General features: G+C 37.5%; 13 protein-coding genes. 6 read left to right on the top strand and 7 right to left on the bottom strand.

The annotated features are described in order from the left end of the window. Nucleotides 1-8 precede the first annotated feature (8 nt). The 5 genes from AC07VK_RS11140 (at nt 9) to AC07VK_RS11120 (ending at nt 6,162) form a co-directional block, all read left to right on the top strand. Nucleotides 9-995, top strand: coding sequence for a bifunctional riboflavin kinase/FAD synthetase (locus tag AC07VK_RS11140; protein ID WP_492954747.1), 987 nt, complete (start codon nt 9-11; stop codon nt 993-995). Nucleotides 996-1,704: 709 nt separating this feature from the next. Then, entirely contained in the window at nt 1,705-3,918 is a 2,214-nt protein-coding gene (locus tag AC07VK_RS11135) for a monovalent cation:proton antiporter family protein (RefSeq protein WP_492954746.1), read from the top strand. A 104-nt stretch (nt 3,919-4,022) separates the two neighbouring features. Continuing rightward, nucleotides 4,023-5,057 (top strand): DUF2157 domain-containing protein, encoded by a 1,035-nt coding sequence (locus AC07VK_RS11130; protein ID WP_492960456.1) that lies wholly within the window; start codon nt 4,023-4,025, stop codon nt 5,055-5,057. Nucleotides 5,058-5,126: 69 nt separating this feature from the next. Next, nucleotides 5,127-5,735 carry a DUF1016 N-terminal domain-containing protein gene (locus AC07VK_RS11125; RefSeq protein ID WP_492960454.1) on the top strand — a complete coding sequence of 203 codons (609 nt, stop codon included), beginning with the start codon at nt 5,127-5,129 and terminating at the stop codon, nt 5,733-5,735. A 4-nt stretch (nt 5,736-5,739) separates the two neighbouring features. After that, complete coding sequence (locus AC07VK_RS11120) at nt 5,740-6,162, top strand: secondary thiamine-phosphate synthase enzyme YjbQ (protein ID WP_492960452.1); 423 nt, start codon at nt 5,740-5,742, stop codon at nt 6,160-6,162. Between the two features lie 6 nt (nt 6,163-6,168). Here the strand turns inward: AC07VK_RS11120 and AC07VK_RS11115 are convergent, their stop codons facing one another. From AC07VK_RS11115 to AC07VK_RS11095, 5 genes are all read right to left on the bottom strand, one after another. After that, nucleotides 6,169-7,137, bottom strand: coding sequence for a YihY/virulence factor BrkB family protein (locus AC07VK_RS11115; RefSeq protein WP_492960450.1), 969 nt, complete (start codon nt 7,135-7,137; stop codon nt 6,169-6,171). Nucleotides 7,138-7,297: 160 nt separating this feature from the next. Further along, on the bottom strand, nt 7,298-8,617 hold the full coding sequence (locus AC07VK_RS11110; protein WP_492960449.1) for an alpha/beta hydrolase: 1,320 nt from the start codon (nt 8,615-8,617) through the stop codon (nt 7,298-7,300). Nucleotides 8,618-8,774: 157 nt separating this feature from the next. Then, entirely contained in the window at nt 8,775-9,152 is a 378-nt protein-coding gene (locus AC07VK_RS11105) for a DoxX family protein (protein WP_492960447.1), read from the bottom strand. Then, nucleotides 9,149-9,568, bottom strand: a complete 420-nt coding sequence (locus AC07VK_RS11100) for a VOC family protein (RefSeq protein ID WP_492960445.1) — start codon at nt 9,566-9,568, stop codon at nt 9,149-9,151. Before AC07VK_RS11100 ends, AC07VK_RS11105 begins: the two co-directional genes overlap by 4 nt. 5 nt (nt 9,569-9,573) lie before the next feature. Then, nucleotides 9,574-9,984: a transcriptional regulator gene (locus tag AC07VK_RS11095; protein WP_492960443.1), complete on the bottom strand. Its 411-nt coding sequence runs from the start codon at nt 9,982-9,984 to the stop codon at nt 9,574-9,576. A 143-nt stretch (nt 9,985-10,127) separates the two neighbouring features. On the opposite strand from AC07VK_RS11095, the gene AC07VK_RS11090 reads away from it, so the two are divergent. Further along, nucleotides 10,128-11,114, top strand: coding sequence for a GlxA family transcriptional regulator (locus AC07VK_RS11090; protein ID WP_492953945.1), 987 nt, complete (start codon nt 10,128-10,130; stop codon nt 11,112-11,114). A 529-nt stretch (nt 11,115-11,643) separates the two neighbouring features. Here AC07VK_RS11090 and AC07VK_RS11085 read toward each other — a convergent pair. Together AC07VK_RS11085 and rpiA are read right to left on the bottom strand one after the other, a co-directional pair. After that, the gene (locus AC07VK_RS11085; RefSeq protein ID WP_131031106.1) at nt 11,644-12,033 is read right to left on the bottom strand and encodes a LiaF transmembrane domain-containing protein; all 390 of its coding nucleotides are present in this window, start codon (nt 12,031-12,033) and stop codon (nt 11,644-11,646) included. Nucleotides 12,034-12,491: 458 nt separating this feature from the next. Next, nucleotides 12,492-13,181 (bottom strand): ribose-5-phosphate isomerase RpiA, encoded by a 690-nt coding sequence (gene rpiA / locus AC07VK_RS11080; RefSeq protein ID WP_492960441.1) that lies wholly within the window; start codon nt 13,179-13,181, stop codon nt 12,492-12,494. Nucleotides 13,182-13,235: the final 54 nt, after the last annotated feature.

Raw genomic sequence — 13,235 nt, 5'->3', positions numbered from 1 at the left:
CCATTCCATTGAAGATATACAATAACCTTTCGGATTTTAAAAAATTAGATAACGCCATTGTAACCATTGGCACTTTTGATGGCGTACATTTCGGACACCAAAAAATTATTAAACAACTGGTACAAAAAGCAAAAGCCGATAACGGAGAAAGCGTAATATTAACTTTTTTCCCGCACCCGAGAATGATTATCGATCCTGAAAACCAGGATTTGAAGATGATTAATACCATTAATGAAAAGGCTGAAATTTTAAAAAGTTTAGGAGTAGATCATTTAATCATCACACCATTTACCAGAGATTTCTCTAATCAACTGCCTGAAGATTATATCAAAAATACATTGGTGAATAACATTGGCACCAAGCATATCATTATTGGTTACGACCACCGCTTTGGCAAAGACCGTTCTGGAAATTTAAGCGATTTAAAGGCCGCAGGTTTACATTATGGTTTTAGTGTGGAAGAAATTATGGAGCAGGATATTCATGATGTTGCGGTAAGCTCTACCAAAATCCGTCAGGCATTACTCGCTGGAGATGTAAGTTTAGCTAACGACTACCTTGGCTATCCTTTTTCTATTTTTGGAAGGGTAATTAAAGGCGATAAAATCGGAAGAACAATAGGTTTCCCAACAGCCAATATCTTTGTAGAAGAAACTTATAAACTGATCCCCGGCGACGGCATTTACGCAGTAACAGTAGAAATGGAGTCCGAAGTCCGAAGTCCGGAGTCCGATGTCCTAAACCCTAAACCCTCAACCTTAAACCTCCAACCTTACAAAGGTATGGCCTACATCGGGCAACGCCCAACCATTAACGGAATGACCAGAAACATTGAGGTTAACATCTTCGATTTTAATCAGGAAATTTATGGACAGGATATTAAAATGAATTTTTTGAAATTCTTGCGTCATGACGTGAAATTCACCGGATTAGAAGCTTTAACTGTGCAGTTACAAAAAGACAAGGAGGCTACTTTAGCTTATTTTAACAAGTAAAGTTATTTTTAGCTCATCCAACGCTATCGTCATCTCGACTGGAACGCAGTGAAATGGAGAGATCTATCTAAACAGATTTAGCTTCGCTGAGCACTTCGTGGTTCTCAACTTCGTTGCACTCCGCTCGAAATGACGGTAATTCGAGATGTGAGTGATTTTACAAACTTAATTTTAGTAATCCAAGTCAAAAGGCTATTTATTTCTGTTAAATCCAATTTTCCTTTCAAAAAAGCCTCATTTTCGTTATATTAGCGGCAATGAGGCTTTTTTACATCATCTTTTTTCTCTCTATCTCCATTAATTTTGCGGCTTTCGCATCGCAGGAAAAAAGAAATGATGTGCCATTAAAAAACACCAAAATAAGTTTCATTTCAAGCAAAAAAAAATTCAAATCCAATTCTGATTTCAATCAGGACAGTGAAAGTCTGCAAAAAGATTTCATTAACAGTTCAATTATAAAAATATCTTCCAGTGCATTTGTACTGATCACTTTTTTGCTGTTCCTTTTTTTTAAGAACAAAACCATCAATACAAAAGTTGTAATCAGGAGATTAAAGCATAATTATTGGTATTTGTTTAAGATGCTCTATCCAAAACATGTTTTTTGGTAAGTAATTTCATTTTTAACCACAAATGTGGTGCTTTCAATAAAATGCCGAGTAATAATACTTGGAAATAAATTATTTAATCACAATACCCATTTTTATAGATGCATTTACCCGATTTAATTGCCGATTTAGGATTAATCCTTGCTGCAGCAGGGATAACTACCCTCATATTTAAACGAATTAAACAACCCCTGGTTTTAGGTTACATACTGGCCGGCCTGCTGGTTGGCTCACATTTAGATTTTTTCCCTTCTGTTACCGATACAAAAAGTATCAATATTTGGGGCGAGATAGGTGTAATTTTCCTTTTATTCAGTCTTGGCTTAGAGTTCAGTTTCAAAAAACTGGTTAAAGTTGGCGGTTCCGCCTCCATCACAGCGATTGTAAAAGTCCTTTTTATTATTCTGGCGGGCTACTTAGTTGGTAAAGCAATGGGCTGGAAGGACATGGATAGTTTATTTCTGGGGGGAATTTTGTCCATCTCATCAACAATGATTACCATTAAGGCCTTCGAAGAACTTGGTTTAAAACATAAAAAGTTTGCAGGTCTGGTTTTTGGTGTTTTAATTGTTGAAGATCTGGTGGCCATCTTGTTATTGGTGCTATTTTCTACCTTGGCAGTAAGTCAGCAATCGGCAGGTACCGAAATGCTGTATTCTATCTTAAAACTGGCTTTCTTCTTAGTGCTTTGGTTTTTAGGTGGAATATTCTTAATTCCCTCGTTCCTTAAAGCAACCAAAAAATTAATGAATGATGAGACCATGCTCGTGGTATCATTAGGTTTATGTTTGGTGATGGTATTATTGGCCGATAAGGTTGGCTTCTCTCCTGCCTTGGGTGCGTTTATAATGGGCTCTATTTTAGCCGAAACCACACAGGCAGAAAGAATAGAACACTTAACCAAATCGGTAAAAGACTTATTTGCCGCAGTTTTCTTTGTTTCGGTTGGTATGCTGATTGATCCTTCTATGCTGGTTAAGTATTGGGTTCCAATTTTAGCCGCTACTGTGGTTATTATCTTCGGGAAAATCATATTTACCATTTTAGGTGCGTTGTTATCCGGTCAGCCGTTAAAAACTTCGGTACAATCAGGCATGAGTTTGGCGCAAATTGGTGAGTTTTCATTCATCATTGCCTCATTAGGCTTAACCCTTAAAGTAACCAGCGATTTCCTTTATCCTATTGCGGTAGCAGCAGCAGCGATCACTACATTTACCACACCATATCTGATTAAACTATCTGAACCTTTTTACCAGTATTTAAACCGTGTTTTACCTAAAAAATGGTTAGATGGAATCGAAAGGTACAGCTCCAGTACCGAAGGAATTACCACATTAAGCGATTGGAAGGTTTTATTGAGGTCTTATATTTTTAATACCATTATCCACTCCGTAATTATCATTGCGATCATCTTTTTAGCCTACAGGTACGTTCAGCCTTTTATTGTGAGCAATATTTCCAATAGTTTAACTTCTATTATTATCAGTGTAGTGGTTTCCTTTATTTTAATGTCGCCGTTTTTATGGGCCTTATCGATCAGAAGGATTCAACGAACAGCCTATTCTCACCTTTGGCTGAACAAAAAGTATACCCGAGGACCGTTAATTGCGATCGAATTTTTCAGAATAGCCTTAGGTATTTTCTTTGTAGGTTTTTTAATGTACGAGTTTTTTGATACCTGGATTGCAGCTGTAATCGCATTGGTTTTGATCATCATCGGCATGGTTATTTTCTCCAGGAAACTACAATCGTTTTATGATAAACTGGAAAGACGTTTCATGTTGAATTTAAATGCACGTGAAAATCAAAAACCTGATATTTTACCCTGGGATACCCACTTAACTGAACTCACTGTTTCCCCTGAATCGGAAGTAGTTGGAAAAACACTTACCGAATTAATGATCAGGGAAAAATATGGCGTTAACATTGCTTTAATAGAGCGTGGAAGAAATAACATTCCAACACCTGGAAGAGATGAGCGGCTTTATCCAAACGATAAACTGCTATTAATTGGTGCTGATGATCAATTGGCGGCTGTTAAAGCACTTTTAGAAGTTGATGCTCCAGAAACAGCTGAAGAAAATAATTTCCCGAATAAAGAAATGACCTTGCAAAAGGTAGTTGTCCATGCAGAATCGCCTGTTTATGGATTAAGTATTAGAAATGCAGGCATCCGCGAAAAAGCACAGGCCTTAATTGTTGGTATAGAAAGAGGTACGGATCGGATATTGAATCCTTCTTCAGACTTTGTATTCGACAACGGTGATGTAATTTGGATTGTAGGCAATAACAAGAAGATTAAGGAAGTTATATAGATAGTCCTGAGTCTTTAGCCGGTAGTCTTTAGTCAGTTTAGACTTCTGACTAAGGACTTTTGACTAAGGACTAAAAAAACCTATCTTCGTGTATAACCTAACCTATGAAAGTCGATAGAGAAAAGAGTGAGTTTCTTGATGATATGATTGAGCAATGGCAAAGTGACGGCTTAATTAATGATGAAACAGGCGATAAACTCCGTAAAAGTTATGAAGCCAAAAACTTCGACTGGTTACGCCTGGCACAGTATGCTTTTTGGGTAGCTTTGGCTTGCGGTTTTATTGCGCTTGGATCGCTCCTCATCGATAATTCGATCTTAAACTATTTAAAACGGGTTTACAATACACCTAATATTGTTATCGCTATTGTTTCTGGCGGATTGGCTGCGTGGCTTTACATCCTGGGTTTTAATCGGAAGAAGAAGCTGGCGCATTTAAAGTTTAGCAATGAGGCTATCGTTTTTTCTGCAATTTTACTCACGGCGAATGCTATTGCTTATTTCGGAAAGGCGATGGACAATGGATCTGGCAACTTCTCCATCCTGATTTTAATATCTGTTTTTATTTATGGTGCCTTAGGTTATATCTTCAATTCGCGTTTAATCTGGGTTTTTGCGTTGATATCTTTAGGTGCCTGGTTTGGTACTGAAACAGGTTATTTAAGCCGATGGAATTATTACTTCCTTGGCATGAATTACCCTTTGCGCTTTGTGGTTTTTGGAGCTGCATTAACCGCAGCATCTTTCATTATGAAAGCTTTCCCCAAAACACAAAACTTCTTCCAGGTTACTTATATCGCAGGAATGGTTTATTTGTTTGTATCTCTTTGGGCCTTATCCGTATTTGGCAATTTTGCCAGTTTAGAAGAATGGTACAAGGTTAGGCAGCTAAACCTATTTTATTGGGCATTAATTTCAGGAGCCATTTGTGTAGCGAGTACTTTATTTGGTTTAAAATACCGTGATGATATTGCCCGCGAATTTGGCATTACTTTTCTCTTTATTAATCTCTACACACGCTATTTCGAATACTTCTGGGACAGTTGGCATAAAGCTTTGTTTTTTTCGGTCCTGGCAGCGTCTTTTTGGCTAATAGGCAGAAAAGCAGAGAAAATATGGAATGTAGAGTTTTTGAAGTAATCTCAAAAACTACTTCATTTGATAAAATGCTTAATTTCATAAGATTGAATTTATTCTATTGTAGTAAAAATGCAAATTGAAAAGCAAAATTTATATACTAAAGTTATTGAACTGCTTAACCAAGCGAGGCAAAATGTAGCCCAAACCATTAATAATACAATGGCTACAGCTTATTTCGAAATCGGCAGAATGATTGTTGAAGAAGAGCAACAAGGAAAAGAAAGAGCAGAATACGGTAAACATATTTTAAATGAGCTTTCTGAAAAATTAGTTACTGAATTTGGCAAAGGTTTTTCGAAAAGAAATTTAGAACAAATGCGCCAGTTTTATCTAACTTATTCAATTGCGCAGACACTGTCTGCGCAATTGGGGAAAGATCAGAAAGCACCTTACGAATTCAAAAATGAAGAAATTGCTGGTATCGTATCTCGTAAATCTATAAATCAGCAGACACTGTCTGCGCAATTCAAACTTACATGGTCTCACTACCTTAAGTTAATGAGAATAACCGATGTAAACGAACGTAATTTTTACGAAATAGAAGCGATAAAAAATAATTGGAGTTTACGCGAGTTGCAGCGCCAATACGATTCAGAAAACAACGAACAAATTTTCGCAAGTAAATATTTAACGGTTTTACCTAGCGAAAAGGATTTCATTAAAATTATTGAGAATTAATTCAATGAAAATATACCAGCAAGCTTTAGCCCTTAAAGAACGAAGAAGAGGTTTCCATATCATTACCGATGAGGTTGAGGATGCCTTACCTCAAATTGACGAGATTAACATTGGCATTTGCCAGGTTTTTATACAGCATACGTCTGCTTCGCTTACCATCAACGAAAATGCAGATCCTACCGTTCGGATTGATTTTGAAATGTTCTTTAATAAAACCGTAAAGGAAAACGATCCCGATTATGAGCATGACTATGAAGGATCGGATGATATGCCTGCTCATTTAAAGTCAGCACTTTTGGGCAGTTCTGTTACCATTCCGATTAGAAACGGTAGGTTGGCGCTGGGTACCTGGCAGGGTATTTATCTTTGCGAGCATCGCAACCATGGCGGCCAAAGAAGATTAATCGTTACAGCCTGGGGAGAATAAATAACTTTAAGGTTTCTTAACCTCTTTTTTAATTTCAGGATGGTTATCCTGAATGGATTTACGCCCGGTTTCTATCTCAATTTCTTTTGTGGTTACCGCATAATGAGAAGGATAAATTTCAGAGCCAAAAGCAACTGCATAAGCCTTGGTAAATTCGGCACCAAAATATAAAATGATAGAAGAGTAATAAGTCCATAAAAGTACAACTACTAACGAGCCTGTTGCGCCATAGGTGCCACCAACATTGCTTTGCCCTATGTAAAGCGAAATGGCAAATTTGCCAATCATAAATAGTAAAGCAGTAACTATTGCACCAGCTATTACATCACGCCATTTTATAATTGCATCAGGTAATACCTTAAATATTACGCCGAATATTAAGGAGATAACAGCCAAGGTTACAATCTGATTAAGGATGTAAAATACAATAACTGATATTTCGGCGAAGCGGGCCTGCAAACGGTCGCTAAAGGCATCGAGTACAGAGGTGACCGCTAATGAAACCAGCAGTACAAAACCTAAACTGATAATTACAGAAAATGATAAGAAACGGTTTTGTAATAGTTTAACCCACCCTCTTTTAGGTTTAGGTTTTAAACCCCAAATGGTATTAATTGAATCCTGGATATCGCCAAAAACGGTAGTTGCCCCAATTAATAGGGTTATAATCCCAATAATTAAAGCAATGGTACTTTTTCCATCCAAATAGGCATTTTTAATTAACTGTTGTAAGGAAACGGCCGATTCTCTGCCTAAAAATCCTTCGAGCTGTGCATAAACCTGCCCTTCGGCTATTTCCCTCCCTAAAAAAATACCGCACAAAGAAATAATAACCACGAGCAGCGGCGCCATAGAAAACACTGTATAATAGGCTAATGAGCCGCTAAGCTTCGTTACTTTATGATCATTAAATCCTGTAAACGATGCTTTTAAAATGCCCCATATTCCTTTTAAAGTGATTTTATTCTTTGCCATAAACAAACTATTTAAGATGAGATGCCCTAAACTTAAACCGCTTATTTTTTGAATTGTTTGTTAATTAATTAATGAAAACAGCATGCAAAGAAACCAAATGCACAAAAAAAGCTCCGATTTTTTGTCGGAGCTTCATTTTTTATCGATTAGATAATTTGTATTATTTGGCCTTAATCCATAAGGCAATATCGTTAACTAAAGTTTCGGATACACTTACCGCTGCCTGATACTGGGCCATTGTACCCTTCTCAGTCTGAGAGCTTAACAGGTGATTTAAGTCTGGATAAAATTTAAGCACCACATTTTTCTTTTTACTCAAGGCAGCATTCCATAAATCAAAATCTACTTTGCCCACCTGAAAATCATTTCCTCCCTGCAACACGTATATTTTAGGTTTCGAAAGGCTTTTTGCTACAGTTACCTGATTGTAGGTGTTTAAATCTGTCCAATATTTTGCAGGCAGTCCTAAAATTAATGAATCAGGCTTTATGGTAGTTCCCAACTGCGAAATTCTACTTTTATCAATTTCCACGTAAGCATCTGCCAGTTGTTTCTTAAAGGCAGCTGTTGTATCGTTAGCCTGATCGAACATGTACTTATTCTGATCAACAATAATATCTGTTAATTTTCGGGCAGGTGCTGCTGCCAAAATAATCCCTGCTAAATCAGGTGTAAGTGCTGCCATTTTAGGTGCCAGCATCCCGCCTAAACTATGTCCAAAAACATAAACAGCTTTAGGATCAGCACCAACAACCGTTTTCGCCAGCGCTATGGCCGCGCTTGCATCATCCAATACCTCTTCTTTTACAGTAAATGCTTTGTTAAATTCATTCGGGTAGATTAAGGTTCGTTTCACATAACGAACAGAAGCAATTCCTTTAGCGGCTAAACCACCAGCCAAATCTTTAAAGGGTTTATTCGCACCGACGGTTTCATCCATATCTGCCGGACCAGAACCATGCACAAAAACCACTACAGGGAAATTTTTAGCATTTTTTGGTGTAGTGATAATGGCGGCCAATTGTTTTCCTGCCGGCCCAATATACACCGATTTTTCCTTATATAAACTGGTATCAACATAGGTTGGTTTTAAATAAGCGGCGGCCTTTCGGGAAGGTGCCAGGAAGATTCCGACGATTTTCTGCTGTTTATTAAAACCTAAAATAAAGTTCTGATTACCATTCGCAAATTTACCCTCTACCGTTACTGCGAAAAACTCGCCCTGGGATTTACTTTGAATGGCATCTAACGATTCTGCCTTTCCATATTTTGTTCCAATATCTCCCCAAAGTTTCTTTAAACTTTCTTCTGTTAACTTCGTTTTTAAAGTATCATCAAAGAAAGCGTGTGCATCTTTAAATTTCTCTTCCTGCAAAAGTTTAAAAAAGTCGTTTGCACCGTTGAACAGCTGGATCACATTTTGAGAAAATGCGGTAGTTGTAAATAATAAAGCAATTATAAATAAAAGGCTTTTTTTCATCCGTGTTTTGTTTTAATGGTAATGAGATTTCATGACTTTATCTTTTTTTAATCTAAAAAATCATGATGGTTTCATGTATTGTGTTTGGTTTTTTACAATACCCAAAGTTAACAATATTTGGTTCTGAAAAGCCGCTACCTAAACTAGCCGTTTAGTTTTAACTAATTTTAACATTTGATGCCAGTTTCTTCCACAAAATGTATGGAATAAACATAATTATCAGGGCAATAAGCGGAGGAATTAAAAGTGATATGCCATCGCCAACAAATGCCCTGGAGGCAAAGGCGCCAATAAAATTAATGGCAAAACCTGCGTATGCCCATTCTTTAATGGTTTCAAATTTATTTTGAAGGATGGATGCCGCCCCAAGCAGTTTGGCAATACCAACGATGATGAGCAGATACATCGGATAACCAAGGTGTTTAAGCACTTCTTTGCCTGCTTCCTGTTGAGTAATTCCGCCAACGCCATCCATAATCATCATTAAGGCAAAAATAATGGTGGCAATCCAATACCACGTTTTTAACTTCTTCATATTGATCTGTTTTTATCGTAATTAATTAACCAGTTATTCCCAAAGCGATCTGTTAAATCGCCAAAAAGTGCTCCCCAGAATGTTTCCTGTAACGGATGTAAGATCTTCCCTCCTGCTGAAAGTTTATGGTAAAAAGCCTGTGCCTCTTCTTCCGTATTACAATTCAGCATCATAGAAATCGAATTTCCCTTAATTAACCCGCGTTCTTCTACCAGATCTGTTGCCATAATTACCAAATCATCTTTAGCCAAAACAGCATGCATAATACTCCGCTTCATAATATTGGGCATTTTATCAACAATAACCGATTCTCCAATGGTTTCGAGGGTCAATTCTCCCCCTAAACAATCCTGATAAAAAGTCATTGCTTCACGGCAGTTGCCGTTAAAAGTGAGATATGAATTTATACTTGCCAATTGATTTATTTTTTGATGCCTACCATTAAGCGCACATCGGTTTCATTAATATACATTTCAAGGCAATAGCCATCAGGATCGATGTTAGGCTGCTTGAGCAATTTTTCGAAGGTCTTCCCGATCTGGCTAACATCTTTCATAAAATCGGGAACCAGTTCACTGATAAATGTTCCTTTCTTGATGGTAAAGGTTTCAATGCCAAATTTCTCAGCTTCGCCAGCTCCTATTTCTTCAGCGGCAGCCTTATAAATAATCTCCCGCTTTTCGTTAGGCCTGCTTATTCCAAAATACCTGCGTTGTTTATCAAGGGGAAACAGGGCATGAAGTTTTTGATGTGCCGCTAAAACTCCATTGGGGAAAGATTCGGCAGTAATGCACATTACCTTAATATCCTCATTTAAAATATATGCTTCCATTGTCATTATCGGCATTACCGCTTTAAAAATTTAAAGTAAACGATTAACAACACAAACATACGGGCAGAAACTAACAAGCTAAATATGTAGAAACGACAATTGCGGGGGTTGTTTACGACAATTGGCCTCGTTATATTTGAATTATGAAACATGTATCTATCTTAATTCCAGAGACTGCCGTGATTGAAGCCATTGCAGATCCCCGCTATTTGTTTACCGCTGTTAACGAATTTTTACAGGCATCGGGCAAGCGCCCACTTTTTAAAGTTGAGCTTATAGGGATGACTAAAGAGATAAGACTTAACAATAGTCTTTTTTCTGTACACGCCGATAAACTATTACATGAGGTTGAGCATACCGATCTTATTTTTGTGCCAGCCATTAGCGGCAACATAGGTTATGCCATGGAAGCAAATCAGGATTTACTACCATGGATTATAAAACATCATGCTAAAGGTGCAGAAGTAGCCTCGCTCTGTATGGGTGCATTTTTACTGGCTGCAACTGGTTTGTTAGATGGACGGAAATGTTCAACACATTGGCTGTTTGCCAACCAGTTTAGAGAGATGTTTCCTGAAGTAGAGCTGGTTGATGGTAGTATTATTACCGATGCTCAGGGTTTATACTCTAGCGGTGGTGCAAACTCTTACTGGAACTTACTTTTATACCTGGTTGAAAAACATACGGATAGAGATACCGCCATTTTAGCAGCGAAATACTTCGCTATCGATATCGACCGCGAAAGTCAGCTGGCTTTTATGATGTTTCAGGGACAGAAGGGGCATGAAGATGCAAAAATTAAAAAAGCGCAGGAATTTATTGATGGCAATTACCAAGATAGGATAACAGTAGATCAACTGGCCGATATGCTGGCATTGGGTAGAAGAAGTTTTGAGCGGAGATTTAAAAGTGCAACCAAAAATACAGTAATCGAGTACATTCAAAGAGTTAAAATTGAGGCCGCCAAGCGAAGCTTCGAATCGAGCAGAAAAAACATAACTGAGGTAATGTTTGACGTGGGGTATACAGACACAAAATCATTCAGGGATGTTTTCAAAAAAATAACCGGTTTAACCCCGATTGAGTACCGGAACAAATACCATAAAGCTGTACCTGTTTTGCAGGTTTAAATAGAATTGCAAAAAAATAAAAAAAAATTAAGCTGCACACAATATATTCTATTTATAGCGTTTATGTATGTGAGAGCGTTAATTTAGATGACGGGGATACTGCCTAAGGGTGGAATCCCCGTTTCTTTTTTGTTTGTCATCCTAAGGGGTAATTTATTATATAAAAGTCAATATGAATGGCAGGAGATTCTTTTTCCGGTAATAAGGTGCGAGGAATCGTCATTGCGAGAAGGCTTTTTCAGCCGACGAAGCAATCTTACAACGCTCGCTATTAGCCTGCGCTTTAAGATTCCCGCCTACGCGGGAATGACGACCATTCTATTGAGGTCCGTCAATGGTAACGTAGTCGAAGGATCTTTTGAACAGATTTCTCCGTTCCGCTTCACTTCATCCGATAGCTATCGGATCGAAATGACGATTAAATAGCTAAATAATCTATCTTGCATTTCTAGGCACATTTGTTTCAAATAAAAAAAGGGGCATTGTTAAAAAATGTCCCTTTTTAAAATATATGATGGAGTTAAGAATTTTAGCTTTCTTTATCAGTAAAATCAACTGGTTTCTTTTCAAAATACTGATCGAAGTTTTGCACTTTTTTAGGTTTTAGAATTACATACAGTCCTAATCCGATTAATATTAAAGCTGTGCTGATTCTTGACAGATCGAAATCAAAAATGCTTATCGCTTTAAGGGTAAATAAGCCACCTATTATCGTTAATGCTAACCAGCTGCTGCCCTGGAAGTTTTTACGGTAACCCATCCACAAACCTACACCTAACATGATGGTGTGCCATTTCAATATCCAGTGTGGAACATCTATCCCTGAGTTTCTTAACAAGAACACCGAACCGATTGCTATGATTAAAACACCTAAACCAAATTGTTTATCTGCGTGATTTTTTTTGATTAAATTTTCCATGACTGTTTGTTTTTATGATTCAAATGTATCACGAATACCAATGCTGGAGAACGGCTTTTCCCTTAGTTGTGATATTTTATCGGTGAGTGAAATAAAACTGTCGGTGAAAAAATTATGAGAATTTAAGGTTGGGAGGATTTATCGGTGAAAATGTCAGTTTTGCCACGGAAACACAAATAACACGGAATTGAACTTAATTCCCTTGACTCCTTAATGGTTAATATTGCTCACTATTAAGAGATTAAGGTCATTAAGAGAAATAACCTCAATTATTAGGCTGTATCGTCATTCCTCTTAGCAATGACGAAATGAGGGACACAAATAAACCAATGACTAATGAACCATTAAAAGATTGCTTCACACCGCCAATCCAACCAAGCTCTTCAGTTTGAAATGAGGTATTGGGATATGAACTAATGACAAATAAACCAATGACTAATGAACCAGCAAACCAACTATCATTCGAAAATGATAATATCCGTTCCTTCACTCATGATTACTTTTGAAGTGATGTTAATGAATAAGCCATGGGCCAATAATCCGTTAATCTGATTGAGATCAGAAGATAGTTTTGCAGGATCATCGATGAGGCCAAAATCGGCGTCTATAATCAGGTTACCATTATCGGTAATAAATGTTTTGTTATCTACAGACCTCAATATACCCTTGCCACCGAGTTCATGAATCTGATCCGACACATATTGATAGGCCAATGGAATTACCTCAACAGGAACAGTAAAAGCACCCAGCTTTTTAACTTTTTTCGAAGCATCGGTAATGATGATGGCATTTTTACTCAGTGAAGCGATTATTTTTTCTCTAAACAGTGCGCCGCCCCCACCTTTAATCAGATCGAGTGATTCTGTAAATTCGTCGGCCCCATCGATACTGATGTCAATTTTGCTTAAACGCCCAAGATCAAGAATTTCGATGCCAAGAGATTTTGCGAGTTCTTCCGTTCGGATGGAACTTGCAGCAGCCTTTATCTTAAGTCCATCTTTTACACGTTTACCTAATTCCTTAATGGCAAAGGTTGTGGTAGATCCCGTACCCAGGCCTACTACATCGCCATCTTTAACAAATTTTACTGCAGCCAGGGCAGCCGCCAATTTTTCTGCATTTTGTTGGGTTTTATCTGTAGTAGCCATAAGGTAAAAATAGGTTTAAATGATAAACATCGCAAAAACGAAAAAAAAATTACG

The organism is Pedobacter sp. GW821-FHT01D05 (genome assembly GCF_059422505.1).
Note: the sequence above shows the minus strand (reverse complement) of the source record. Positions and strands in the feature narration are given on the sequence as shown.